Source organism: Marinimicrobium sp. LS-A18 (genome assembly GCF_000463525.1).
Taxonomy (GTDB): Bacteria; Pseudomonadota; Gammaproteobacteria; order Pseudomonadales; family Cellvibrionaceae; genus Marinimicrobium; species Marinimicrobium koreense.
Map to the genome: position 1 here is coordinate 15,380 of NZ_AWEP01000002.1, position 24,767 is coordinate 40,146.

Annotated in this window: 22 protein-coding genes; 13 read left to right on the forward strand and 9 right to left on the reverse strand. The window is 60.5% G+C overall.

Translation table 11 applies throughout. The annotated features are described in order from the left end of the window. Nucleotides 1-116: 116 nt before the first annotated feature. Nucleotides 117-2,762: a bifunctional diguanylate cyclase/phosphodiesterase gene (locus N645_RS0100075; protein WP_024459469.1), complete on the forward strand. Its 2,646-nt coding sequence runs from the start codon at nt 117-119 to the stop codon at nt 2,760-2,762. A gap of 8 nt (nt 2,763-2,770) precedes the next feature. On the opposite strand, the gene can is transcribed toward N645_RS0100075, so the two are convergent. Further along, the gene (can, locus tag N645_RS0100080) at nt 2,771-3,400 is read right to left on the reverse strand and encodes a carbonate dehydratase (protein WP_024459470.1); all 630 of its coding nucleotides are present in this window, start codon (nt 3,398-3,400) and stop codon (nt 2,771-2,773) included. 101 nt (nt 3,401-3,501) lie between these two features. Here can and sbcB point away from each other — a divergent pair, with 101 nt between their 5' ends. Further along, nucleotides 3,502-4,962 (forward strand): exodeoxyribonuclease I, encoded by a 1,461-nt coding sequence (gene sbcB / locus N645_RS0100085; protein ID WP_024459471.1) that lies wholly within the window; start codon nt 3,502-3,504, stop codon nt 4,960-4,962. Here sbcB and N645_RS0100090 read toward each other — a convergent pair. Beyond that, nucleotides 4,959-5,507, reverse strand: coding sequence for a YaeQ family protein (locus N645_RS0100090; protein WP_024459472.1), 549 nt, complete (start codon nt 5,505-5,507; stop codon nt 4,959-4,961). The genes sbcB and N645_RS0100090 overlap by 4 nt on opposite strands. A 183-nt stretch (nt 5,508-5,690) precedes the next feature. On the opposite strand from N645_RS0100090, the gene N645_RS0100095 reads away from it, so the two are divergent. From N645_RS0100095 to N645_RS0100145, 11 genes are all read left to right on the forward strand, one after another. After that, a complete protein-coding gene (locus tag N645_RS0100095) occupies nt 5,691-6,911 on the forward strand; it encodes an argininosuccinate synthase (protein ID WP_024459473.1) in 1,221 nt (406 codons plus the stop codon). A gap of 229 nt (nt 6,912-7,140) precedes the next feature. Beyond that, nucleotides 7,141-8,592, forward strand: a complete 1,452-nt coding sequence (gene ccoN, locus N645_RS0100100; protein ID WP_024459474.1) for a cytochrome-c oxidase, cbb3-type subunit I — start codon at nt 7,141-7,143, stop codon at nt 8,590-8,592. A gap of 11 nt (nt 8,593-8,603) precedes the next feature. Beyond that, nucleotides 8,604-9,215 carry a cytochrome-c oxidase, cbb3-type subunit II gene (gene ccoO / locus N645_RS0100105; protein WP_024459475.1) on the forward strand — a complete coding sequence of 204 codons (612 nt, stop codon included), beginning with the start codon at nt 8,604-8,606 and terminating at the stop codon, nt 9,213-9,215. 3 nt (nt 9,216-9,218) lie between these two features. Beyond that, nucleotides 9,219-9,449: a CcoQ/FixQ family Cbb3-type cytochrome c oxidase assembly chaperone gene (locus N645_RS0100110; protein WP_024459476.1), complete on the forward strand. Its 231-nt coding sequence runs from the start codon at nt 9,219-9,221 to the stop codon at nt 9,447-9,449. Nucleotides 9,450-9,451: 2 nt separating this feature from the next. Continuing rightward, the gene (ccoP, locus tag N645_RS0100115; RefSeq protein ID WP_024459477.1) at nt 9,452-10,360 is read left to right on the forward strand and encodes a cytochrome-c oxidase, cbb3-type subunit III; all 909 of its coding nucleotides are present in this window, start codon (nt 9,452-9,454) and stop codon (nt 10,358-10,360) included. Beyond that, nucleotides 10,344-11,762, forward strand: a complete 1,419-nt coding sequence (gene ccoG / locus N645_RS0100120; protein ID WP_024459478.1) for a cytochrome c oxidase accessory protein CcoG — start codon at nt 10,344-10,346, stop codon at nt 11,760-11,762. The genes ccoP and ccoG overlap by 17 nt, the downstream gene beginning before the upstream one ends. A 26-nt stretch (nt 11,763-11,788) precedes the next feature. Then, nucleotides 11,789-12,322, forward strand: a complete 534-nt coding sequence (locus tag N645_RS0100125) for a FixH family protein (RefSeq protein WP_024459479.1) — start codon at nt 11,789-11,791, stop codon at nt 12,320-12,322. 30 nt (nt 12,323-12,352) lie between these two features. Continuing rightward, nucleotides 12,353-14,788, forward strand: coding sequence for a heavy metal translocating P-type ATPase (locus N645_RS0100130; protein ID WP_024459480.1), 2,436 nt, complete (start codon nt 12,353-12,355; stop codon nt 14,786-14,788). 1 nt (nt 14,789) lies between these two features. Further along, nucleotides 14,790-15,014 carry a cbb3-type cytochrome oxidase assembly protein CcoS gene (gene ccoS / locus N645_RS0100135; RefSeq protein WP_024459481.1) on the forward strand — a complete coding sequence of 75 codons (225 nt, stop codon included), beginning with the start codon at nt 14,790-14,792 and terminating at the stop codon, nt 15,012-15,014. After that, nucleotides 15,014-15,736 carry a sulfite exporter TauE/SafE family protein gene (locus tag N645_RS0100140; RefSeq protein WP_024459482.1) on the forward strand — a complete coding sequence of 241 codons (723 nt, stop codon included), beginning with the start codon at nt 15,014-15,016 and terminating at the stop codon, nt 15,734-15,736. Before ccoS ends, N645_RS0100140 begins: the two co-directional genes overlap by 1 nt. Before the next feature lie 296 nt (nt 15,737-16,032). Further along, a complete protein-coding gene (locus N645_RS0100145; RefSeq protein ID WP_024459483.1) occupies nt 16,033-17,670 on the forward strand; it encodes a hypothetical protein in 1,638 nt (545 codons plus the stop codon). A gap of 54 nt (nt 17,671-17,724) precedes the next feature. Here the strand turns inward: N645_RS0100145 and N645_RS0100150 are convergent, their stop codons facing one another. The 7 genes from N645_RS0100150 to rsxA form a co-directional block, all read right to left on the reverse strand. Then, nucleotides 17,725-18,543, reverse strand: coding sequence for a mechanosensitive ion channel family protein (locus N645_RS0100150; RefSeq protein WP_024459484.1), 819 nt, complete (start codon nt 18,541-18,543; stop codon nt 17,725-17,727). 97 nt (nt 18,544-18,640) lie between these two features. Further along, entirely contained in the window at nt 18,641-19,357 is a 717-nt protein-coding gene (locus N645_RS0100155) for an electron transport complex subunit E (protein WP_024459485.1), read from the reverse strand. Next, entirely contained in the window at nt 19,354-20,046 is a 693-nt protein-coding gene (gene rsxG / locus N645_RS0100160; RefSeq protein WP_024459486.1) for an electron transport complex subunit RsxG, read from the reverse strand. Before rsxG ends, N645_RS0100155 begins: the two co-directional genes overlap by 4 nt. After that, nucleotides 20,047-21,099 (reverse strand): electron transport complex subunit RsxD, encoded by a 1,053-nt coding sequence (gene rsxD, locus N645_RS0100165; protein ID WP_024459487.1) that lies wholly within the window; start codon nt 21,097-21,099, stop codon nt 20,047-20,049. It lies immediately after the preceding gene. A gap of 3 nt (nt 21,100-21,102) precedes the next feature. Beyond that, on the reverse strand, nt 21,103-23,403 hold the full coding sequence (rsxC, locus tag N645_RS0100170; RefSeq protein WP_024459488.1) for an electron transport complex subunit RsxC: 2,301 nt from the start codon (nt 23,401-23,403) through the stop codon (nt 21,103-21,105). Further along, nucleotides 23,403-24,023: an electron transport complex subunit RsxB gene (gene rsxB / locus N645_RS0100175; RefSeq protein ID WP_024459489.1), complete on the reverse strand. Its 621-nt coding sequence runs from the start codon at nt 24,021-24,023 to the stop codon at nt 23,403-23,405. The genes rsxC and rsxB overlap by 1 nt, the downstream gene beginning before the upstream one ends. Before the next feature lie 39 nt (nt 24,024-24,062). After that, nucleotides 24,063-24,638, reverse strand: a complete 576-nt coding sequence (rsxA, locus tag N645_RS0100180) for an electron transport complex subunit RsxA (protein ID WP_024459490.1) — start codon at nt 24,636-24,638, stop codon at nt 24,063-24,065. Nucleotides 24,639-24,767: the final 129 nt, after the last annotated feature.

A 24,767-nucleotide genomic window follows, 5' to 3' on the forward strand; every position in this document is an offset into this window, starting at 1 on the left:
GCGCGAAAGTCAACCTGGGCCGCTCTGTGACTGGCCCTCAGAGCACTTGTCGCTTGCTAAGTTGGCGTATTTCGCTAATATCCCCGTCACTACCAGCGATGTATCCAGGGGGTTGAGTGAAGTCAGACGTTTCGGCAGAAGAAGTATTTCGGCAGTTGGCTGACAGTCTGGCACTCAACGACTCGCCCGATTTTTTTCTGAACCTTTGTCAGCGTCTGACCGAGCTGCTGGGCGTCGACCACGCGCTGGTTGCCGAAGTGTTTCCCGATCTCGCCCAAGCACGGACTCTGGCTGTATGGTCCCAGGGGCAGCCCGTCGATAACTTTTCCTACCCTTTGGCAGGCAGTCCCTGTAACACCGTGGTGGGCGCCAGCGCCTGCCTTTACCCCGCGAGTGTATGCACCCGCTTTCCCGATGATGAAATGCTGCAGGCAATGCGGGTGGAAGGCTATTTCGGGTTTCCCATGACCTCCCAGGATGGCTCGGCAATGGGGCTGATCGCCCTGCTGAGCGATGCGCCCATGGTGTTGCCCGGTGTGGCCGAGGAGGTGCTGCGTATCGCCGCCGCTCAGGCCGGCGCCGAACTGGGCCGGCGCCGCGCCGAGGAGTCGCTGTTGGAAAGCGAGCGGCGGCTGCACACTCTGATGAACCATCTCCCCGGAATGGCCTACCGTTGCCGTAACGATGCCGATTGGACCATGGAGTTTGTCAGCCAGGGCGCGCGCGAGCTGACCGGTTATCCGCCCGAAGCGTTGATCGAGAGCCGCCAGATCGCGTTTGCCCAGCTGATTCATCGGGCCGACCGGGCCAGGGTGGATACCGAGGTTCAGAGCAGCGTTACCGCAGGCAAACCCTACCGGGTGATCTACCGACTGATCAATGCGCAGGGCGATGTCCGCTGGGTCTGGGAGCAAGGGCAGGGGGTATTCAGCCCGGATCGCGGCGAGGTGTTGCTGGAGGGGTTTATCTCCGATATTACCGAGCAGCACGAATCCGAACGGGTTCAGGAGGCGGTTGTGCAGACGGCGACGGCGATTACCAGTCGTCTTGGCGCGGACTTCTTTCAGCAACTGGTGCTGCATCTGACTCGCGCGCTGGATGCCGATGTGGGGTTTGTCGCCACCCTTCAGGGTGACGATGAGATGGAGACACTAGCGCGGGTGGTGGCCGGTCAGCCGGTGGAAAATGTTCACTACCGGCTGGAAGGTTCTCATTGTGCGGAAGTGCTGTCCAAAGGCGAGAGTGTCGGCGAATTCGATCCGCCAATCAGTATTCCCCATCCGAACGGCGGGGAGCCCGTTCTGGCCCGCAGCTATGTGGGGCGGCGCCTGGACAGTGCCAGCGGTGAGCCGATCGGCTCCCTGATGGTGATTTATAGTCACGCCACCCCGGATCTGAGCCTGGCGACGTCCGTGCTTCGAATTCTGGCGGTCGGGGCGGCCGGGGAGTTGGAGCGCCAGACCAATGATCGGCGTATCTATCAGTTGGCTTATGTTGATAGCACCACCGCGCTGCCCAACCGCATTCATTTCATGGAGCGCCTCGGCAGCGCCCTGCAGCACGCCGAACACTCCGGGGAATCCCTCAGTCTGGTTTTTCTCGACCTGAAACGGTTCAAGGAAATCAATGATGTCCTGGGCCACGATACCGGCGATCAACTGCTGGCCGCGGTGGCCCGTCGACTGGAGCAGGCCTGCCGGGTTGATGAGTTTCTGGCGCGCCTGTCCGGTGACGAGTTTGCTCTGCTGGTACCCAATTTGGGTGCCGACGGTTTACCGGCAGTGATAGAGCGCTGTCATCAGTGCCTGGCCCGCCCGGTCTACGCGGCGGGGCGGGAGTTCTCGCTCGACGTCAATATTGGAGCCGCCTGCTACCCGGTGGATGCAATGACCGCGGCGGACCTGTTCCAGTGTGCCAGTGTGGCCATGCATGAGGCCAAGCGCAGTGGCGGCAATGCCTGCATCTTCGATGTCTCGATCGCCGAGGCGCTCAATCGGCGCCGGGCGCTGGCGGAGCGCTTCGCCCGGGCCCTGGTGGACGACCGGTTGACCCTGCATTATCAGCCCCAGGTCGACCTGGTGACCGGTGCTCTGGTGGGCGCGGAAGTGCTCTGTCGTTGGAAGGATGAGCACTGGGGGTGGGTAAACCCCTCGGAGTTTATTCCGCTGGCGGAGGAGCGCGGCCTGATACACGATCTCGGGCAGTGGGTGCTCAGTTCGGCGAGTCGCCAATGGGCCGCCTGGCAGGCGCAGGGTTTGCGTTTTCCGGGGCGGTTGTCGGTGAATATCTCGGCGCTTCAGTTTACCGACCTGTCTTTGGCTGAAGAGATCAAAACGATGGCGGCGCCGGTGCCCCCCGAGGCGATCGGGCTGGAGTTGACCGAAAGCGGGTTTATGCGTGACCCCGAGCTCGCGGTAGAAATCACCGAGCGTTTGCGCCAGGCCGGCTTCGCCTTGTCGATTGATGATTTCGGTACCGGCTACTCGTCGTTGAGTTACTTGCGCCGATTTGCGGCGGACACCCTCAAGATCGACATGTCGTTTGTGTGCGATATGCTTGAAAATCAGAGTGATTACACCATCGTGACCACGATCGTCGCCATGGCACACAGTCTGGGTATGATGACAGTGGCAGAAGGGGTGGAGACCCGGGCCCAGGCAGACGCCCTGACTCGGCTTGGGTGCGATCGGGCTCAGGGTTTTCTTTACGACCGCCCCCTGGACAGTCAGCGATTCGCCGCGCGCTGGCTGACGCCCGAGTAGGGCACGGGTCAGATCATCCGGTAGCGTTCGTCCACCTGTTCGATGCCGGTGATCGGCTTCATCAGGTTGCGCAGAATGCCGTCCTCAATACTGTAAATCCAGCCGTGAACGGTCAGTTCCTGACCGCGTTTCCAGGCATTCTGCACGATATTGGTGTGGGTGACGTTGGCTACCTGCTCCATGACATTCAGCTCGCACATCCGGTCCAGACGTTGGGTATCGTCGGCAATTTCATCCATCGCGTCCTGATGTTTCAGATACACCTCGCGAATATTGCGCACCCAGTAATCCAGCAATCCGTACTGCTGGTTGGCCAGTGCTGCTTTGACCCCACCGCAGCCGTAATGACCGGTGACCATAATGTGTTTGACTTTCAGGTACTCGACGGCGAACTGCATGACCGAAAGACAGTTCAGATCGGTCTGAATGACCAGGTTGGCAACATTGCGATGGACGAACAGCTCCCCCGGCATCAAACCGACGATTTCGTTGGCCGGCACCCGGCTGTCCGCGCAGCCGATCCAGAGATATTCCGGTGCCTGTTGCTTGGACAGGGTGGCAAAAAACTGCGGGTCTTCCGACTTGATCTGGTCTGCCCAGGCACGGTTGTTCTGAAAAAGATCGTCGAGTTCGGGCATGCAGCCTCCTTTACGGTCGTTCGGCGGATTATAGCAGCCGGTAGGCCTGAACGGAGCCGGGTGGTAAAGTGGCGACACATTCTGGTGTGAGGAGCCCGGCAGTGAGTGAGTCCAAAACCCTGTATTGGCACGATTATGAAACCTGGGGTGAGGTGCCCGCCCAGGATCGTCCCAGCCAGTTTGCCGGCGTGCGCACCGATGAGAACCTGAACATCATCGGTGATCCGTTGATGCTCTACTGTCGGCCGGTGGTCGACTGTCTCCCCAAACCGGAAGCCTGCCTGGTCACCGGTATTACTCCGCAAATGGCGCTGGAGAAAGGTGTCCCCGAGCCCGAGTTTATTGCCACCATCATGGCGGAGCTGGGCCAGCCTGGCACCTGTGGCGTGGGGTATAACTCGATCCGTTTTGATGATGAGGTCACCCGCTATACCCTGTACCGCAATTTCTACGACCCTTATGAGCGCGAGTGGCGCAATGGTAATTCGCGCTGGGACCTGATTGATGTGGTGCGCATGACCCGGGCACTGCGGCCCGAGGGGATTGAGTGGCCGGATTACGACAACGGTAAACCCTGCTTCAAGCTGGAAAAACTGACCGAGGCCAACGGCCTGGATCACGCCGCCGCGCACGATGCGCTCTCGGATGTGTACGCCACCATTGCCATGGCCCGCCTGGTGCGGGATCGGCAGCCAAAACTGTACGAGCACGCCTATCGCCTGCGGGACAAACGGTTCGCCGCCGGGTTTATAGATATTGATGGTCATCGCCCGCTGTTGCACATTTCCGGCATGTATCCGGCCGAGCGCGGTAACGCGGCGCTGGTGCTTCCGTTGGCGCTGCACCCGGCGAACAAAAACAGCGTGCTGGTATTTGATCTGTCGGAATCGCCCGAGGACCTGTTGTCGGCCTCGGAAGACTCTCTGCGCGAGCGCCTGTTTACCCGCTCCGAGGATCTGCCGGAAGGCACCCGGCGGCCAGCGCTCAAGGAAGTGCACCTGAACAAGACCCCGATGATCGCCCCGGCCAACACCCTGGATGAGCGCACCGCTCGGCGCCTGGGTATCGACAAGGCTCAGGCGGAAGTCCATTGGCGGCAACTGGCCGACCTGACCCTCAGTGAGCAGCAACAGCTTCGGGCCAAGTTGCAGAGCATCTATCGGGCGCCGGGCTTCGAGCCGCGCACCGATCCCGATCAGCAGCTATACGACGGCTTTTTTGATGACCATGACAAAAAGCTGATGACCGAGCTGCGCCGTGCTCAGCCCGAGGCGCTCGCGGCCAATGTGTTTGATTTTCATGACCAGCGCCTGCCGGAGCTGCTGTTCCGCTACCGGGGGCGACATTTTCCGGACAGCCTCACCGACGAGGAACGTCGACAGTGGCGCGACTTCTGCTATCGGCGGCTGACTGATCCGGCCGCGGGTGCCGGGCTGACCTGGGACCAGTTACAGGCGAGACTTGGGGCGCTGCGCGCCGAAGGCGTGAGTGCAGAGCAGGAGCGGGTCCTGGTCGCGCTGGAGCATTACGCGCGCGGACAACTCGACGCGATGGGCTCTTAGTCAATCTCCTTGAGCCACTCAAGGTGCACCCCGACGCTGTCTTTGTCGCTGGACACCCAGACATCCTGTTCACTGATGTTGAACTGCAGAACCATGCCGCGCTCCACCATGCCGGCGAGCTGCTGCAGCGCCTCATCTGGCAGGGCCCTGACACTGAGGTTGCGATAGCGTGCCAGGGCCCGCTCCTGTTGCTGCCACCAGACCCGGACGCTGTTCTCGCCGTAGGCGAACACCTGCACCTGTCGGGCGCGATTGCAGGCTTTACGAAGCCACTTCTCATCCGGAGTGCCAAAGGCCACCCACAGTTCGATGTCGCCCACCAGGTTCCGGCGGGACAGCTCCGGCTCCTCGTCCTCTGAGCTCAGACTGCTCGAAAAGGTCAGGTCATCGGAGGCATTGAGGGCAAAGGCCAGCAGCCGCACCATCAGGCGCTGGTCGTTTTCCGACGGGTGCCGGGCCAGGGTCAGGGCATGACTCTGGTAGTAGTGCCGGTTCATGTCGGCTATCTCAAGGCGTGCCTTGATCACGGTTGCATTGGTGGCCATGGGTCTCTCGCTGTCCGGGCGCGGTGTTGGGGGAAGTGTACACGCTTCCCCGGTCAAATGCGGCGAATTCGCCTCCAGGGCTATGGGATTTCAAGGCAATCGCGGGTACAATATGCGCCGCTTTGAGGCCGTCCCCAGGGCGTGAAACCTCCATGAAGTACTGATTCTCAGCGGGAGCACTCTATGTCATCCATCAAGAAAGTGGTTTTGGCCTACTCCGGTGGCCTGGACACCTCGGTCATCGTCAAGTGGCTGCAGGAAACCTACAACTGTGAAGTGGTGACCTTCACCGCCGATATCGGCCAGGGTGAAGAAGTGGAGCCCGCGCGGGCCAAGGCCCAGGCGCTGGGTGTGAAGGAAATCTACATCGACGATCTGCGCGAGGAATACGTGCGCGACTTCGTCTTCCCGATGTTCCGCGCCAACGCCATTTATGAGGGCGAGTACCTGCTGGGCACCTCCATTGCCCGGCCGCTGATCTCCAAGCGCCTGATCGAAATCGCCAATGAGACCGGTGCCGATGCCATCTCCCACGGCGCCACCGGTAAGGGCAACGATCAGGTGCGCTTCGAGCTGGGCGCCTACGCCCTCAAGCCCGGCGTCAAGGTCATCGCCCCCTGGCGCGAGTGGGACCTGAACTCCCGCGACAAGCTGATGGCGTACTGCGAAGAGCACAACATCCCCGTGGATTTCTCCAAGGGCAAGAAAAAGTCGCCCTATTCCATGGACGCCAACCTGCTGCACATCTCCTACGAGGGCGGTGTGTTGGAAGACCCCTGGACCGAAGCCGAGGAAGATATGTGGCGCTGGAGCGTCTCCCCGGAAGCGGCCCCGGATCAGCCCACCTATATTGACCTGACGTACGAGAAAGGCGATATTGTGGCCATTGATGGCGAGCGTCTGTCACCCGCCACCGTGCTGGAGCGCCTGAACAAGGTGGCCGGTGACAACGGCATCGGTCGCCTGGATATCGTAGAGAACCGCTACGTGGGCATGAAGTCCCGCGGCTGCTACGAAACTCCCGGCGGTACCGTGATGATGAAGGCGCATCGGGCGATCGAATCCATCACCCTGGACCGCGAAGTGGCTCACCTGAAGGACGAGCTGATGCCCAAGTACGCCGAGCTGATCTACAACGGCTACTGGTGGAGCCCGGAGCGTCAGATGCTGCAGACTGCCATCGATCAGACGCAGGAACACGTTAACGGTGACGTCCGTCTGAAATTGTACAAAGGGGGCGTACACGTTGTGGGCCGTCGTTCGGCGGAAAGTCTGTTCGACGAGAAAGTCGCCACGTTCGAGGACGATGCCGGCGCCTACGACCAGAAAGATGCGGAAGGCTTCATCAAGCTGAATGCCCTGCGCATGCGCATTGCCGCCAATAAGGGCCGCAAACTGCGTTAATACCCGGGGCGAGCGCCCCGGCTTTGCCCCGCTTTGCGGGGCAACCCACCACTAATAACAATTCCACAACGACTGACGAACCGCGTTTTTTTGACTGAGGTCAAGAAGGCTGGCTGCGCTTTGCGCGACAATGCCCGCGCCAGACGCCCGCCCGAGTTGTCGGCTCGGTGCCCGTGTGCGTATACGCTGGGTGGAATAACAATTTGATCTGCAATAATGGGAAAGACCTATGAGTAGTAATCTGACAGCGGCCGGGGATCATCCGGTGTACGACTATAAAGTCGTGCGTCAGTTCTCCATCATGACGATTGTCTGGGGCATCTTCGGGATGGGGGTTGGCGTGTTGATCGCGGCACAACTGGTATGGCCAGCACTGAATGATCTGGTGCAGCCGTTTACCCATTTCGGTCGGCTTCGGCCCCTGCACACCAACGCGGTCATTTTTGCGTTCGGCGGCTGCGCCCTGATGGCGACCTCTTACTATGTGGTCCAGCGGACCTGTCAGACGCCGCTGTTTGGCGGTTGGTTGGTGCCGTTCACTTTCTGGGGCTGGCAAGCGGTCATCGTTCTGGCCGCGATCACCCTGCCCATGGGGCTGACCAGTACCAAGGAGTACGCGGAACTGGAGTGGCCGATTGATATCCTGATCGCGGTGGTCTGGATCAGTTACGCCATCGTGTTTTTCGGCACCATTGCCAAGCGCAAAACCTCCCACATCTATGTGGCCAACTGGTTCTATGGTGGCTTCATTCTCACCGTTGCGGTACTGCACGTGGTCAATAGCGCGGCCATTCCGGTGGCCTGGTTCAAGTCATACTCGGCCTATGCCGGTGCGGCCGATGCCATGATTCAGTGGTGGTATGGTCACAACGCGGTGGGCTTCTTCCTGACCGCCGGCTTCTTGGGCATGATGTACTACTTCGTGCCCAAGCAGGCCAATCGCCCGGTGTACTCCTACCAGTTGTCCATTGTTCACTTCTGGGCGCTGATCTCGGTCTACATCTGGGCCGGCTCCCACCACCTGCACTATTCCGCGCTGCCGGACTGGGCCCAGAGTCTGGGCATGGTGATGTCCCTGATCCTGCTGGCGCCGAGCTGGGGCGGAATGATCAACGGTATCATGACGCTCTCCGGTGCCTGGCATAAGCTGCGCACTGACCCGACCCTGCGTTTCCTGGTGGTGTCACTGTCCTTCTACGGCATGTCCACCTTTGAGGGGCCGATGATGTCCATCAAAACCGTGAACGCCCTGTCCCACAATACCGACTGGACCATCGGCCATGTGCACTCCGGTGCCCTGGGCTGGGTGGCGATGATTTCCATTGGCGCCATTTATCACCTGCTGCCGATCCTGTTTGGCAAAAAGGAAATGTACAGCGTCAAGTGGATCAACATCCACTTCTGGTTGGCGACCATCGGCACGGTTCTGTACATCGCCTCCATGTGGGTCAACGGCATCACGCAGGGGCTTATGTGGCGCGCCTTCAACGCCGATGGCACCTTGACGTACAGCTTTATTGAATCGGTGATCGCCAGTTACCCGGGTTACTTTGTACGCTTCGTGGGCGGTGCCATTTTCCTGTCTGGTATGTTGCTGATGGCCCTCAATGCCTGGCGCACTGCCGCGAGCTCGACCTCCGTGGCGGGTGAAGACAACTTGACTCAGCCTCAAGCGGTTTAAGGGAGCGGTCCATGAAATATCATGATGTAGTTGAAAAAAATATTGGCTTAATGACCGTGCTGATGGTCGTTGCCATCAGCTTCGGTGGTCTGGTTCAGATCGTGCCGCAATTCTTCCTCAAGGAAACCACCGAGCCGGTGGCCGGGCTGAAACCCCTGGCCCCGCTGGAGCTTGAAGGGCGCGATATTTATATTCGTGAAGGTTGCCACGTCTGTCACACCCAGATGGTTCGTCCGTTGCGTGCTGAAGTGGAGCGCTACGGGCACTACTCGGTGGCCGGCGAGCATGTTTATGAACACCCCTTCCTGTGGGGTTCGAAACGTACCGGGCCGGACCTGGCGCGCGTGGGTGGTCGCTACTCTGACGACTGGCACAAAGCCCATTTGTACAATCCACGCACCGTGGTGCCGGAGTCCAACATGCCGGCGTTCCCCTGGCTGTATGACAACAAGCTGACCGGCGAACACACCGAAGCGAAAATGCGCGGTTTGCGCAAAGTGGGTGTGCCCTATACCGACGAGGATATCGAAGGTGCGGGTGAAGAGGTCAAGGGCGTGACGGAAATGGATGCCCTGGTCGCCTACCTGCAGCAGTTGGGCACCTTGCTGACCGAGAAGCGGTGATTTATGGATCAGGGTACCTTGGGCGCAATATCAACGGTTCTGGTAACCATCGCTTTCATCGGCATCTGCTGGTGGGCTTTCTCGCCACGTCGGAAAAAGCGCTTTGATGACGCGGCCAATTTGCCCTTTGCCGATGAAGACCAGAACAAACAAGCTTCGGAGTCGCCCGACTCCGAGGAACAGAATGAACAGGCGGATCATCACGCCGGTGATGAGACTGACAGGCGGAACTGATTATGAGTACATTTTGGAGCCTTTGGATTATTGTCCTCACCCTCACCAATCTGGCGCTGCTGCTGTGGGTGCTGCTCGCCAACCGGAAGGTCGCGGTACGGGATGACGAAGACCCGGAAAACCGCACCACCGGGCATGTGTATGACGGTATTGAGGAATACGACAACCCGCTGCCGCGCTGGTGGTTCAAGATGTTTATTGCCACCTTCATTTTCGCGGGCGTCTATCTGATTCTGTACCCGGGCCTTGGCAGTTTCCCCGGGGTGTTGGGCTGGACGCAGGAGAAAGAGTTGCGCGGTCACCAGCAGCAGGCACAGGCGCGCTTCTCCGAGCAGTTCGGTGAGTACGCCCAAACCCCCATTGAGGAGCTCGCACGGGATCCTCAGGCCATGAAAATGGGCCTGCGTCTGTTCGCCAATAACTGCGCGGTCTGCCATGGCTCAGACGGTGGCGGGAACTGGGGCTTTCCGAACCTGACCGACGATGCCTGGCATTGGGGGGGCTCCCCCGAGCGTATCAAGCAGACGCTGGTACAGGGGCGCAAAGCGGCCATGCCGGCGTGGAGTGCGAGCCTGGGTGAGCAGGGTATTGCCGAAGTGACTGAGTACGTTCTGAGCATGGGTGACCGTGAGCACGATGCTGAACTGGCGTCCGCCGGTGAGCAGAAATTCATGCGCAACTGTGCTGCCTGTCACGGAGCCGATGGCACCGGTAATATCAATCTGGGCGCGCCCAACCTCACCGATGATGTCTGGTTGTACGGCGGCGAGCCGAGCGACATTCGCCAGACGCTGCGGGTCGGTCGCAACGGTGTGATGCCCGCCCAGGGCGAACTGCTCAAAGACGACCGGATTCATATTCTGGCCGCCTACGTCTACAGCCTGTCACTGAACTATGACGAACAAGAGTAAGAAAACGGAGCAGGAAAAGGATACAGGGATACGCTATGTAAACCTCTATGAGGCCGATGATAAGGTGTATATGCGGCGCATTACCGGCTTCTACCAGAAGCTGCGCCGCTACACCGGCTTGCCGCTGTTGGCCGCTTACCTGTTGATGCCCTGGCTGGTCATCGACGGGCGTCCCGCCATGCTGTTCGATCTTCCCGAACGGCGCTTTCACGTTCTGTGGCTCAGCTTTGGGCCCCAGGACGGCATGTTTCTCGCCTGGCTGCTGATTATTGCCGCCTTCATGCTGTTTACCGTCACAGTCCTGGTGGGCCGCGTCTGGTGCGGTTTCACCTGCCCGCAAACGGTCTGGACCCAGATGTTCATCTGGGCCGAGTTTCTGTGCGAGGGCGATCGCAATAAACGTATGAAGCTCGATGCGCAGCCCTGGGGGCCGGAGAAAATGGCTCGCAAAGGCGCCAAGCATGGTATCTGGCTGCTGATTGCCCTGGTGACCGGGCTCACCTTCGTGGGGTACTTTTTACCCATACGGGAATTGTTGGTCGGGCTGGTGGCTATTGATGTCCACCCGGCAGCGGCCTTCTGGGTGTTCTTTTTTACCGCAGCCACCTATATGAACGCCGGCTTTATGCGCGAGCAGGTGTGCAAGTACATGTGCCCCTATGCCCGCTTTCAGTCGGTGATGTACGACAAAGATACCCTGACGGTATTCTACAACTACGTTCGCGGTGAGCCGCGCGGTCCGCGCAAGCCCTCCGATGATCCCGGGGAGAAAGGGCTGGGCGATTGCATTGACTGTTCCTGGTGTGTGCAAGTCTGTCCCGTGGATATCGACATCCGCGACGGTCTGCAGGCCGACTGTATCGACTGTGGTTTGTGCGTGGATGCCTGTAATCAGGTGATGGATCGCATGAATTACCCACGCGGTCTGATCAGTTTCACCACCGAAGATGCCATTGAAAAAGGCCACACCAAAGTGTTCCGGCCCCGGCTCCTGGGTTACGGTGCGGTGTTGCTGGTCATGTTCAGTGTGTTCACCTATGCGCTCAGTGCCCGTCTGCCCGTTGGCCTGGACGTATTACGCGATCGGGGCATGCGGATGTACCGGATCAGTGGCCCCGACGTGGAGAACGTCTACACCCTGAAAATCAACAACAAGGACCGCGACACGCACATCTACGACCTCTCGGTCAGTGGCGACTACCCGTTTGAGCTGGAAGGTTATCGGCCCCTGCCGGTGAGCGAAGGGGAGGTATTGACCTTGCCGGTGCGGGTGGTTGTGCCCAGAGAGGCTCTGGATACCGTGAAAACCTCAGTGACTCTGCGCGTCGAGGCGCGGGAAAACCCGGAAATCTACACCGAACATACCACCACGTTTATTGGCCCGGCGCTGCGCGATCAGTAGTGCCAGCCTCAATGCAAAGGTTGACTATGACCGACAAGACGCCCGTCGCACCCTGGTATCGGCAACCCTGGTTCTGGTTTGTCATGTCGCCGCTGATGGTGGTGATCTGTGTGTCCCTGAGCTTTGTGACCGTGTCGGTGTTTTATGCCGATGACCGGGTAGTGGACAACTACTACAAGCAGGGCCGCACCATCAATCAGAGCTTTGAGCAGGAGGCCCGGGCCCGGGCACTCAATCTTGCCGCTGAGGTGGTGTTCGATCCGGTTACCGGGGAAGTTCTGCTGAGTTTATCGGGTGACGGGGCCCTGCCAGAGGTGTTGCATCTTCTGGTCGGACACCCGGTTAACGCGGATCAGGATCAGCGAGTGCTGCTGCAGAAAGTACGCAATGGTCACTATCGCGGGGATCTGACCCGGGCGATCAGCCACCGCCGCTATCTGACGCTGCTGCCGGACCATGATGCCTCTCAGATGCGCTCCGCCGAGTGGCTCCTGCGCGGCGAAATCCATTTCGATCAGGGCAACCGGATTGAGCTTCGTCCCACCGATCGCGCACCCTAACGCTTCCTTCGCCTTGCCCGAGTCGACTTCATGAGTGAGCGTCCCTGCTATCACTGCGGCCTGCCGGTCCCTGAAACGGCGGACTTTGCGGTCACCATCAATGGTGAGCGCCAGTCCATGTGTTGTCCTGGCTGCCAGGCGGTAGCCACGGCCATCGTGGATGGCGGTCTGGAACGTTTCTACCAATACCGCTCGGAAGCCAGCGAGCGCCCCGATGAAACTGCCGTCGTTGCGGCCGAGTGGCAGCTATACGATACTGAAGCACTGCAGGCGGATTTTGTCAGCGCGGGGGAGGGTAGTGAACGCCGCGCCCAGTTGTTACTGGAGGGCATGACCTGCGCCGCCTGCAGTTGGCTGATTGAAACCCACCTCAAGCGTAGCCCCGCCGTCCGGCAGTTGTCCGTCGATGTCACCACCCACCGCTGCACCCTCACCTGGGATGCCGACCAGCAGCCGCTCAGCGAACTGATGGCCGAACTGGCGCGCATTGGTTACCGCCCCCGACCGGCCACCGACGAGGCTCACCGTGCCCTGGCGCAACAGGAAAACCGTCAGGCCCTGCTGCGCCTGGGGGTGGCCGGGTTTGGCATGATGCAGGCGGGAATGGTGGCGGTGGGCATGTACACCGGCGCTGTGGACGAGTGGAAACTGTTTCTGCGCTGGCTCAGTTTCCTGGTGGCCACGCCGGTGGTCTGGTTTTCGGCGGCGCCGTTTTTTCAGGCCGCCTGGCGCAGTCTCAAGGCCCGGCAGCTGATCATGGATGTACCGGTGGCCCTGGCCATCGGACTGGCCTATGGCGCCAGCGCCTGGGCGACCATCACAGGGCGGGGGGATGTCTACTTTGAATCCATCGCCATGTTTACGTTTTTCCTGTTGGTGGGGCGCTATCTCGAAATGCGCACCCGGCATCGCAACCGCCTGGCCTATGGCAATCTGGCGCAGCTGATGCCACTCAGCGCCCGGCGGCTTGAGCAGGGTAAAGAGGTGTCGGTGCCGGTCAAAACCCTGACACTCGGCGACCGGGTGCGGGTCAAGAGCGGCGAGACCTTCCCTTGTGACGGACGGGTGATTCAGGGCCAGAGCGATGTGGTGGAAGCGCTGTTGACCGGTGAGTCCCGGCCGATACCCAAGGGGCCGGGCGATCGGGTGGTCGGTGGCACCCTGAACGGGGAGAGCGATCTCGAGCTTGAAGTGACGGCCGTCGGTGGTGACACCCAGCTGTCCGCCATCGAGCGCCTGGTGGTGCAGGCGGAAGCGGAAAAACCCCGCCAGGTGGCTCTGGCCGATACCGTGGCCCGCTACTTTGTAGGCGCGGTGCTGGTGGTGTTTGCCCTGGTCTGGGGCGCCTGGATGCTGATCCAGCCCGAGCGCGCATTCTGGGTAGCCCTCTCGGTGTTGGTGGTGACCTGTCCCTGTGCCCTGGCGCTGGCGATGCCTACGGCGCTGACTGCCGCCACCGCCAATTTGCGACGACGGGGCTTTCTGATTGCCCGCGGCCATGTGCTGGAAACCCTGGCCAAGGTTGATCGGGTCATTCTGGACAAGACGGGTACCCTGACACTGGGGCAGTTCTCGTTGCAGTCGGTGAAGAATGTGTCCCGAGCTAAGGATCATCACCCCGACGAGTACTGGTTAGCCATCGCCGGTGCGCTTGAGGCGCCGGCGCGGCACCCGCTGGCGGTGGCCTTTCGTCCCTGGTTCGACCACTTCCGAGCACAAGAGACTCGCCAATATACGGCGGCCGGAGTCGAAGGTACGGTAGATGGCGAACGCTATCGCCTGGGCAGTGCCGCGTTTGCCGGGGCCCTGTATCAGGCGACCGAAGCGCCGACGCCACCGGATGATGAGGCACTGTGGTTACTGCTGAGCAACACCCGGGGACCGCTGGTCTGGTTCTCGTTGGAGGACGAGCTGCGCCCTGGCGCCCAGGCACTGATATCGACCCTGCGTGCCCGCGGTCTGGCCCTCGAGCTGCTGAGCGGAGACTCCTCGGGCGCGGTGGCGCGCCTGGCCGACACCCTCGGAATCGACACTTACACCGCCGGGGCCCGCCCCGAGGACAAGTTGCAGCGTCTGCAGGAAGTGCAGGCGCGCGGGGAAAAGGTGGTGATGGTGGGCGATGGTATCAATGATGTGCCGGTGCTCTCCTCGGCGGATGTGTCCGTGGCCATGGCGTCCGCCTCGGATCTCGCCCAGACGAGGGCGGATGCGGTGTTTCTGAATTCCGATCTGGCTGTCCTGGCGGGCATCTTTGAGCTGGCCAAACGCACCCGGCAGGTGATCCGGCAGAATCTGCTGCTTTCGCTGGGCTACAATGTGGTGGCCCTGCCTCTGGCCGCCGCCGGCCTGGTGCCGCCCTGGCTGGCCGCCATTGGCATGACCAGCAGTTCACTGGTGGTGGTGTTCAACGCGCTGCGCCTGCACCGGGCGCCCGCCACCGGGCTTGCCCTGCGCACAGGAGGTTGATGTGGAAAGTCTGTTTTTATTGGTGCCCATCGCCCTGATTTTTGTCGCCATTGCCCTGAAAGTGTTTTTCTGGGCGATCAAGAGTGGCCAGTACGACAACCTGGATACCGAAGCCCACCGCATTCTGTTTGACGATGACGAGCCCGATGAGGCGCAACGCACCGCTCAAAAGACCTCTGGAAGGCGTACTGAGTCCGACGACCAGACCGATGGGAAGGGTTCGTGATGGCGGTCGACGCGTCGGTGTGGGGAGGCTGGTTGGCGGCCTGGATGTTAGGGCTGTTCAGCAGTGCCCACTGTCTGGGCATGTGTGGCGGTATCATGGGCGCGCTGTCCGCCGCAATTCCCGCCGAAGCCAGGGGGCGTCGCTGGCAACTGCTGCTCTCTTACAACGTTGGACGCATTGCCAGCTATACCCTGATGGGATTTCTGGCCGGCCTGGTAGCCGGCGGCATCGCGCCACTGGATCCGGTGCTGCGCCTGCTCGCCGGGTTGTTGCTCATTGCCATGGGGCTGTACCTGGCGGGCTGGTGGCGTGGGCTGACCTGGCTGGAGCGAGGGGGCGCCGTGGTATGGCGCCGGCTCCAGCCGCTGGGAAAATCCCTATTGCCGGTTCGTCGCGCGCCCCAGGCGCTGTTGCTGGGCGCCTTGTGGGGCTGGTTACCCTGTGGGCTGGTGTACACCGCCCTGGCTTATGCCTTGGCCCAGGGCAATGTCTGGGCCAGCGGCGGGACTATGCTCGCCTTCGGTTTGGGTACCCTGCCGGCGGTGCTGGCGGCGGGGGTAATGGCACAGCAACTGACCCGGCTGCTCCAGCGGCGTGGCTTGCGGGTCTTCATGGCTCTGGCCATCATTCTGTTTGGTCTCTGGACTCTGTGGCCGGCCGTCGGCGGCGGTCACGGGGGCGAGGGCCATAACCCCGACGCTGATCATTCCCTTCACCACTGACTCGGACGCGCAACCCCGGGGCGTTTCTGCGGTCCAAGCGCCGTGAGTGGGTGCTCCGTCTCTGTCCGCCAAGTTTATCCGTGACGCTGCGGTTTCTTCCGGTATATGATGGGGTCTATTGTTGAATGGGTGCCTGGCAGGCATCCCGGTGGGCGAGAATTATAACTGTTGTGAAAATATGGAAGCCAGGTAGTCACCGATTTTTGCTCGGATCGCGTCCTGTAGTGCCAAACTGGCGGCGATTAGCGTGCTTGCTCAGCAGTTGCTGTCTGCCCGGGCTGGTACAGGCGACGCCCGTGAGTACGGACACGGTGGCCGGTGAGGGCGGTCAGGCCTGCGAGCACTTTCAGTATGAGTATCGCGACCTCGCGGAGCAGCGGGAGAGTCGCCTTGTGTTCGATGCTTTTAATGAGCACGAAGGCAAAACCATCCGCCGTATTCAGTTTGACAGTCGGGCCATTTTTGATGAGTCGGACCCCGCCGAAAACAACTGGCTGTACCGTGGCTTCAACCGCCTGCATATCAACACCCGCGAACCCGTCATCGCCAGCCAGTTATTGCTGCAAGAGGGGGATTCGCTGCGTCAAAATCTGGTGGCGGAATCCGAGCGGATTCTGCGCAGCCGCAATTACCTGACCAGTGCCTATATCGTTCCCGATGTGGTCTGCCCGGATTATATTGACTTGAGGGTCATTACGCGCGACTCCTGGGTGACCGAACCCGAGTTGACGTTCAAGCATGAAGGCGGCGAAACCGAATCCGGCATCGGCCTTAAAGATGGGAACTTTCTGGGTACCGGCGATGCGATTGCCCTTCGTTATTCGCAAAATATTGAACGCTCCAGTGTCGGTTACGAGTATAAAACCGACCACTTTATGAAAACCCGTTTGGCGACCCGGCTGTATTACGCACAAAAGAGTGACGGGGAGGATAAAGCCTTCAGTCTTGAGCGGCCCTTCTACTCGCTGGAAACCCCCTGGGCGGCCGGTGGCTTCACGGAGGATGTAGCTGAGGTTCGCACCATTCGTGAGGGGGGCGAGGATATCAACGAGTTCCGGCACCGCACTCGAGACAGTGAGATTTACTTCGGGGTGGCGGCCCGGGCCGATGAGCGGTTTACCCGGCGTTGGCGCCTGGGTATCACCCGAGAGGAGGATATTTTCAGCGCTTCGGATGAGACGGTGCTGGGGGTTCCCGAAAACCGCAAGGGCAATTACGGTTGGTTGGGGCTGGAAGTGATTGAAAACCGCTTTGCCACCTACAAGAACCTCAATCAGATCCAGCGCACGGAAGACGTTGCCATGGGCGTCAATTACCGGCTGAGACTCGGTTATGGCGGCTCCCAGCTCGGTAACGATCGGGATCTGATTCGCTACCAGGCCGCTTACAGCAACGTGATCGGGGTCGGAGAGCACCACATTCTGCAGCTACATGGCGAGCTGGACGGCCGCCACTACAAAAGTCCCGATCCTATCGACAGTGGCGTTCTGGGGCTGGAAGTCAATTACAACTGGTTCCGCGACGACCAGAATCGTTGGTATCTGAAGCTGCGCTACGACATTGGCGAAAACCTGGAGCAGTTTGAACAGTTGACACTGGGTGGAGCCAATGGGTTGCGGGGCTATCCGGTGGACTATCAGCGGGGGGATCGACGCTACTTGCTCAATATTGAGCGACGTTATTTTTCTGATCTGCACCTGTTCAATATTGTACGTATGGGGGCAGTCGCATTTTTTGATGCCGGCCGAACCTGGGGAGCGCAGATTGATGGTGAGTCCAACGCACATCTGTCAAACGTCGGCATCGGACTTCGTTTCAGCTCAAGTAAAACCAAGGTGGGGAATGTCCTGCACATCAACTTGGCCACACCTCTGGTCGAGCGGGCCGGTTTGGATAGTGCTCTCATTTCGGTCAAAGCAGAGAGCGCTTTCTAAAAACGAGAAAGGGCGCCCAAAGACGCCCTTTCTGATCTGATTGATGCCCTGCATTTACTTTTCGTTGAAGATATGGAGATCGCGCTGGGGGAACGGAATGCTCATACCGTTGGCTTCCAGCTCCACTTTGATCTTTTCCGTCATATCCCAGTACACCGGCCAGTAATCCTCGGTTTTCACCCAGGGCCGGACGATGAAGTTGACACTGCTGTCCGCCAGCGCCGAGACCGCCACATTGGGGGCCGGATCTTCCAGTACCCGCTCGTCCGAGGTGAGGGCGGCCATCATGACTTCTTTGGCTTTCTTCAGGTCATCGCCGTAGCTGATGCCGAACACCATATCGACTCGGCGGGTGTCCCGGGCGGAGTAGTTGACGATATTCCCACCGTAGATGGCGCCGTTGGGGATGGTGACTTCTTTATTGTCGGGCGTGCGCAGAATGGTAGAGAAGATACTGATTTTTTCCACCATGCCCGCGGTGCCGGCAGCCTCTACATAGTCGCCGGCTTTGAACGGCCGCAGGACCAGCAGCAGGAAGCCGGCGGCAAAGTTCTGCAGAGACCCCTGCAAGGCCAGACCGATGGCCAGGCCGGCAGCACCGAGAACGGCAATCAGGGAGGTGGTGTTCACACCCAACTGGTCCAGTGCGGCCACGATGACAAAGATCAGCAGCAGGACTTTGGCAATGGTCTGGGTAAACTCAATCAGTATGCTGTCGAGCTTGGTACGACCCATGACCTTACCAAGAATGCCGATCAGGATGCTGATGACGATCCGACCGATGATGAAAATCAGCAGGGCGGTAACGATATTGATCGACCAGGGTATGACGTAGAGACTGATCAGTTCATTGATTTTTTCGGTGTCGAACATGGACGTATCCCTCGATAGGTGATGAACGGTAGACCCTAAGTCTAACGGATATTTCATCACTCTGCCGAGAGATTACCGGGCGGTAGGGCTTGTGGGCTTAGCTGATATTCCCGGTGGTGCGTACCCGCTTGCTGCCCTTGACCGGCTTGGCGGTACGCAAGGCTTCCCGGCGCTTCAGTTGCGCATCAGCGCTGTTTTTCAGCGCGATCAGAAAACCGGTCACAATAAAGGCCCCGGGCGGCAGCACCGCCACCAGAAAGCCGGGATAGTGCTCGAAGGGCTGCCAGGTCCAATTCCGGGCGCTTTCGCCCAGCAGGAGGTGCATGTCATCGAACAGGGTGCCGTTGCCCAGCAGTTCGCGCACGGCGCCCACGGCGAGTAGTACAAACATGAAGCCCAGGCCCATCATCAGCCCGTCGGCCGCGGAGGGCAGCACCGGGTTCTTGCTGGCGAAGGCATCGGCCCGGCCCAAAATGGCGCAGTTGGTCACGATCAACGGAATGAAAATCCCGAGAATGGTGTACAGCTCGTAAGTAAACGCTCGCATCAGCAGTTCGATGCAGGTGGTCAGGGCCGCAATGATCATCACAAAAGCGGGCAGCCGCACCGCATCGCTGACGCCCTTGCGAATCAGGGACACAACAATGTTCGAGCTGGTCAGTACCAACAGGGTGGCCAGGCCCAACCCCAGGGCGTTGACCACGGAACCGGTCACCGCCAGCAGCGGGCACAACCCGAGCAGTTGTACCAGCGCCGGGTTGTTGGTCCAGAGGCCGTTTTTGGAAATCGCTTGATAGTCGGCGGCGTCACTCATTGCGTCGTGCCTGTATTTTCAGAGGATTCAGGAGCGGTTTCAGCGGTGTTGTTCGGGGCATCTTCCAGCGCTTGCTCAAAGAGCACCGCGTGGTTTTGGTCCACAAATTCCAGAACGCGTCGAACCTGATTGACCACCGCCCGCGGGGTAATGGTGGCTCCGGTGAACTGGTCGAACGCGCCCCCGTCTTTTTTCACGCGCCAGTCTTCCACGCTCGGGTTACCGAGGGAGCGGCCGTGAAAGCCCAGGATCCAGTCGCTTTTCTTCAGGTCGACTTTATCACCCAGCCCCGGCGTTTCATTGTGGGTAAGTACCCGCACACCGGCGATCTGGCCGTCCCGTTGAACCCCCACAATCATCCGGATGGCGCCGCTGTAGCCGTCCGGAGCGATGGCGGGGACAATCACCGCCTCAACCCGTCCGTCCTGGCGGGCCAGGTGGATGGCTTCGGACTGGCGCAGGCCCAGGGTATCCAGCGCATCCTGCGGCACCGGCAGGGTGTCGGAGAGTAGGTCGTTATCGTGCTGGTCCCTGGGAATGATTTCCAGCAGCGCGGCGGCCGCTGCCTGTCGCTCGGCCTCGGCAATTTGCTCCCGGGTGGCCTGGTAGGTGCCGGCGAGCACACCGGCGGTCACCAGGGCGAAGGCCCCCAATAACAGGCTGTTTTTACCAATCGACCAACCGAACATCTAGTGTTCCTCCTTTTCGGTCGCGCGGCGCGCCTTGGTGTGACCGTAGGTGCGGGGCAGCGTGTAGTAATCGATAAACGGCGCCGCGAAGTTGGCCAGCAGCACCGCAAAGGCTACCGCATCGGGGTAATTACTCCAGGCGCGCATGACGTACAACAGCACGCCAATCAGGGCCCCATAGACCAGCCGACCACGAACACTGACCGCGGAACTGACCGGGTCGGTGACGATGAAGAAAGCCCCGAACATGGTGGCCCCGGACAACAGGTGGAAGATCGGCGAGCCATTGCTGGCCGAGCTACCATCAAAGAATAGTACAGACATGACCGTCAGGGCGACCAACATGGCCACCGGGGCGTGCCAGGTGAACACCCGCTGGTACAGCAGGAAGGCGCCACCGAGCAGGAAGCCGAGGTTGACCCACTCCCAGCCGGCGCCCGCCAACCAGCCGGCGCTCAGCGTCGGATCACTGGCGTACAGGTCAGCCATGGTCTGGCCGCTGTTCTGTTTCATCACATCCAGCGGGGTGGCCGCCGTGTAGCCGTCCACCGGAACGCCAGCCACAATCTGCTTGAAGCCCTCGGCCAGGCCCATCAGCGATTGGCCCTCAGCCAGGGTCGCCGCCGGGGCGGCCCATTGGGTCATCTCCACCGGGAAGGAAATCAGCAGCACCACATAACCAACCATGGCGGGATTGAACGGGTTGTAGCCCATGCCGCCATAGAGTTGTTTGGCCAGAATGATGGCAATGCCACTGCCGGTTACCACCAGCCACCAGGGGCAATAGGGCGGCAGCGCCAGACCGAGCAGCACGCCCGTGACCAGGGCACTGCAATCGCGCAGATAAAACAGCACCGGCCGCCCACGCAGTTTCATGACCAGCGCTTCGAACGCCAGGGCAGACGCGCTGGCCAGAAGGACATTGAACAGGCTGCCCCAGCCGAAGGCCAGGGTCATGGCGACCAGACCGGGCAGCGTGGCGAATACCACCAGGCGCATCAGTTGCCCGGTACTGCGGGTGCTGTGTGTGTGCGGGGAAGTGACCCTCAGCATCGGTTACCGGTCCTCGGTCAGTTGTTGCAGTTTGTCTTCCAGCTTGGTGAGGCCGGTGCGAAACGCGTCCACGTTTTCGTCCTGCTCCGCCTCGGCTTTTTCCAGTCGCTGGCGGGCCTTCTCAATGCGGGCCTTGAGCGATTCAATCTGGGCCCGCTGTTTGTCTTCGGCGCTCATGGTTTCCATCGCGGCGGCTTTCGCCTTGGCCCGTTCAATGGCCATGCTGGCGACGTCGTCGGTATGGCGCGACGCGGAGCTGGGTTCGGCCACAGTGGACGGCGCCAGCTCGGACAGCTCCTGCTGGGTGTCGGCGATTTTCTGCTTGAGCTTGTCGACGCCCTGCTGCAAGGCATCCGCCTTGTCATCACCCGATTCCCGCGCCGCCTTGGCTTTTTCTTCGGCCTTCGCCAGGCGCTTGTAGAGCGACTCCAGGCTGGACTTGAGCTTGTCTTCCGGGCTCATGCTCATCTTCGCCTGAGCGCGGGCGATCGCGGCAGAGACCGGATCGTCGGCCGGTTTTGTGTCGCTGGCTTCAGGCGCCTTCGGTGCGCTGCTGCCTTGCGCCAGGTGCTGTAGCTTTTCTTCCGCTTCCCGGACTTTGAGCTCCGCCTGTTTGATGCGCGCTTTCTGCTTCTCACGCTGCTCGTCTGTCACCTCTGCACCGGGCTCGCCTGGCTCCAGAGGGCGCTGGGCTTTTTCCAGGCGATCCTTAGCTGCGGCCAGGTTGCGTTCCAGCTTGGCCCGCTGCGCCTCGGGGGATTGTTGCTTGGCCTGAGCCCTGGCCAGTGCATCTGCCACCGGGTCGGCCTTGGCGGCCGGCGCGTCGTCTTTCTGTTCGGCCAACTTGCGCTTGGCTTCTTCGGCGGCCTTTTTGCGAGCCTCGCGTTTCGCGGCCTTTTCGGCTTCCTCTTTGGCGATACGCTCCTGCCGGAACTCAAAGCGGCGACGAGCCCGGTCGGACTTTTCTTTCTCGTGCTGCTGCTGGCGAATGGCCCCTTTGGAGGCGCGGTAATACTGCACCAGCGGAATATGGCTGGGGCAGACATAAGAACAGGCCCCGCACTCAATGCAGTCAAACAGACTGTGCGCTTCGAGTTTTTCGTAATCTTCCGCCTGGGCGTACCAGAACAACTGTTGCGGCAGCAGGCTTGCCGGGCAGGCCTCGGCGCACAAACCGCAGCGGATGCAGGCCTGGGCTGGTTGAGGTGGCGGCAATTCTTTTTTGGTGGGCGCCAGAATGCAGTTGGTGGTTTTGATCACCGGCACGCTGGGCTCCGGCAGGGCAAAGCCCATCATGGGGCCGCCCATCACCAGGCGCGAGGCTTTTTTGGCCTCGAAGCCGTGCTGTTCAAGCAGAAACTCGATGGGGGTGCCCAGCAGCACTTCCACATTGCGCTGGGTTTCCAGGGCTTCACCCACCAGGGTGGTAATGCGGGACACCAGAGGCTCGCCGTAACGCACCGCCCGATAGGCCGCCACTGTGGTGCCCACGTTCTGGCACACCACACCAATGCTGGCCGGTATCTGGCCGCTGGGGACCTCTTTGCCGGTCAGAATCTGGATCAGTTGTTTTTCGCCACCGGACGGGTACTTGGTCGGGAAAGACACCACCTGCACCGGCGTGCCTTCGGCGGCTTTTTCAAGAGCGGCGATGGCCTTGGGTTTGTTGTCCTCGACACCGATCAGCAGCGCGTCCGGGCGATCAAGCAGCTTGGCCAGCAGCAGGGTGCCGGCGACAATCTCATCCGCCTTGACCTGCATCAGCATGTCATCGGCGGTGATGTAGGGCTCGCACTCGGTGCCGTTAATGATCAGGGTGTGAATTTTGTGGTCCGCTCGCGGGCTCAATTTCACCGAGGTGGGGAACCCCGCACCGCCCAGACCGGCGACACCGGCGCCGCGAATTTTCCCGAGCAGCTCGCTTTTATCCAGCGCGTCGTAATCGTCGCAGCGCTCCAGCGGGACCCATTCGTCCTTGCCGTCCACGTCGATGACAATGCTCGGGGCCGAGTAGCCGGAAGGGTGAGGAATCAGTCGATCTTCGATGGCACTGATAAGGCCGGAGGTGGGCGCGTGCACCCGGGCGCTGAACACGCCTTCGGCCTCCGCGACCAGTTGGCCGCCCAGCACCCGATCGCCGACCTGTACCACCGGTTTGGCGGGCTTGCCAATGTGCTGGTTCAGCGGCAGGGTCAGCACCGGCGGTAGCGGCATCTTGGCCAGGGGCAACTGCAGGGATTGCGCTTTGTTCTCCGGCGGGTGAACGCCACCGGGAATGTCCCACACTTTGATTAAACTACCCATTACGCCGCTTCACCTGTGGTGTCTCGATCAGTGGCAATCAGGTTGACCGCCTGCGCTTCGGCCGGAGCCGGTTTCGCCCACTTCCACTCGTTCAGTCCGGTTTCCACCGGGATCATGTCGATGCAGTCCACCGGGCAGGGCTCAACACAGAGGTCGCAACCGGTACACTCGTCAGCAATCACCGTATGCATCTGTTTGGCCGCGCCGATGATGGCGTCCACGGGGCAGGCCTGGATGCACTTGGTGCAGCCGATGCATTCGTCTTCCCGGATGTACGCCACTTTTTTCGCTTCGGACTCTTCGCCGTGCTCCGCATCCAGGGTGGGGGCTTCCACATCCAGCAGGTCGGCCAGCGAGTTGATGGTGGCCTGGCCGCCCGGCGGGCACTTGTTGATGGCATCGCCATTGGCGATGGCCTGGGCGTAAGGACGGCATCCGGGGTAGCCACACTGACCACATTGGGTCTGGGGCAGAAGGTCATCAATCTGCTGGATGACCGGGTCTTCCTCCAGGCGAAAGCGCACGGCGGCATAGCCCAGAATGGCGCCGAAGATCAGCGCCAGGCTACCGAGCGCGATCAGCGCCGAGGTAATCGGATTTTGTACGATCAGATCCAGCATAAGTCGATGCGAGTCAGTCGGTGAACGGTCGGTTTGGCGCTAGACCAAACCACCAAAGCCCATAAAGGCCAGGGACATCAAACCGGCGGTAATCATGCCGATGGCAGCGCCTTTGAAGGGGGTCGGCACATCGGCGACGGCCAGGCGTTCGCGCATGGCGGAAAACAGAATCAACACCAGGGAGAAACCGAGTGCGGCGCCAAAGCCGAACACGGTGGACTCAAAAAAGCCATGGTCCTTGGTGGTGTTTTGCAGCGCCACCCCGAGTACCGCGCAGTTGGTGGTGATCAGGGGCAGAAAAATACCCAGTACCCGGTACAGCAGGGGGCTGGTTTTTTCGATGAACATTTTGGAGAACTGCACCACCACGGCGATCACCAGAATGAACGAAATGGTGCGCATGAAACCGATGTCCAAGGGCATCAGTATCCAGGTGTTGATCAGGTAGCTGCACACCGAGGCCAGGGTCAACACAAAGGTGGTGGCCCCGGCCATGCCAATGGCGGTTTCCAGTTTGTTGGACACGCCCATAAAGGGGCACAGTCCCAGAAACTGAACCAGTACGAAGTTGTTCACCAGAATGGCGCTCAACAATATGATGGCGAATTCGGTCATGCCTGTCCTTACCTGGGAAGTGCGCCCGCTAAGGCGCACATTATCGTTAACCGGCGGGAGCGCTTCAATCTAAAAGCCCCGGCTGGTTAGGCTGTTTCAGCATATGCTTATGCCGCCTTACGGTTACGG

Excerpts from the sequence above, each read along its gene's own strand:
- can (WP_024459470.1), bottom strand. The coding sequence starts at position 3,400 with ATGCCCGAACTCGACGATCTTTTTCAGAACAACCGTGCCTGGGCAGAC.
- N645_RS0100090 (WP_024459472.1), bottom strand. The coding sequence starts at position 5,507 with ATGGCCACCAATGCAACCGTGATCAAGGCACGCCTTGAGATAGCCGAC.
- N645_RS0100095 (WP_024459473.1), top strand. The coding sequence starts at position 5,691 with ATGTCATCCATCAAGAAAGTGGTTTTGGCCTACTCCGGTGGCCTGGAC.
- ccoN (WP_024459474.1), top strand. The coding sequence starts at position 7,141 with ATGAGTAGTAATCTGACAGCGGCCGGGGATCATCCGGTGTACGACTAT.
- ccoO (WP_024459475.1), top strand. The coding sequence starts at position 8,604 with ATGAAATATCATGATGTAGTTGAAAAAAATATTGGCTTAATGACCGTG.
- N645_RS0100110 (WP_024459476.1), top strand. The coding sequence starts at position 9,219 with ATGGATCAGGGTACCTTGGGCGCAATATCAACGGTTCTGGTAACCATC.
- ccoP (WP_024459477.1), top strand. The coding sequence starts at position 9,452 with ATGAGTACATTTTGGAGCCTTTGGATTATTGTCCTCACCCTCACCAAT.
- ccoG (WP_024459478.1), top strand. The coding sequence starts at position 10,344 with ATGACGAACAAGAGTAAGAAAACGGAGCAGGAAAAGGATACAGGGATA.
- N645_RS0100125 (WP_024459479.1), top strand. The coding sequence starts at position 11,789 with ATGACCGACAAGACGCCCGTCGCACCCTGGTATCGGCAACCCTGGTTC.
- N645_RS0100130 (WP_024459480.1), top strand. The coding sequence starts at position 12,353 with ATGAGTGAGCGTCCCTGCTATCACTGCGGCCTGCCGGTCCCTGAAACG.
- N645_RS0100140 (WP_024459482.1), top strand. The coding sequence starts at position 15,014 with ATGGCGGTCGACGCGTCGGTGTGGGGAGGCTGGTTGGCGGCCTGGATG.
- N645_RS0100150 (WP_024459484.1), bottom strand. The coding sequence starts at position 18,543 with ATGTTCGACACCGAAAAAATCAATGAACTGATCAGTCTCTACGTCATA.
- N645_RS0100155 (WP_024459485.1), bottom strand. The coding sequence starts at position 19,357 with ATGAGTGACGCCGCCGACTATCAAGCGATTTCCAAAAACGGCCTCTGG.
- rsxG (WP_024459486.1), bottom strand. The coding sequence starts at position 20,046 with ATGTTCGGTTGGTCGATTGGTAAAAACAGCCTGTTATTGGGGGCCTTC.
- rsxD (WP_024459487.1), bottom strand. The coding sequence starts at position 21,099 with ATGCTGAGGGTCACTTCCCCGCACACACACAGCACCCGCAGTACCGGG.
- rsxC (WP_024459488.1), bottom strand. The coding sequence starts at position 23,403 with ATGGGTAGTTTAATCAAAGTGTGGGACATTCCCGGTGGCGTTCACCCG.
- rsxB (WP_024459489.1), bottom strand. The coding sequence starts at position 24,023 with ATGCTGGATCTGATCGTACAAAATCCGATTACCTCGGCGCTGATCGCG.
- rsxA (WP_024459490.1), bottom strand. The coding sequence starts at position 24,638 with ATGACCGAATTCGCCATCATATTGTTGAGCGCCATTCTGGTGAACAAC.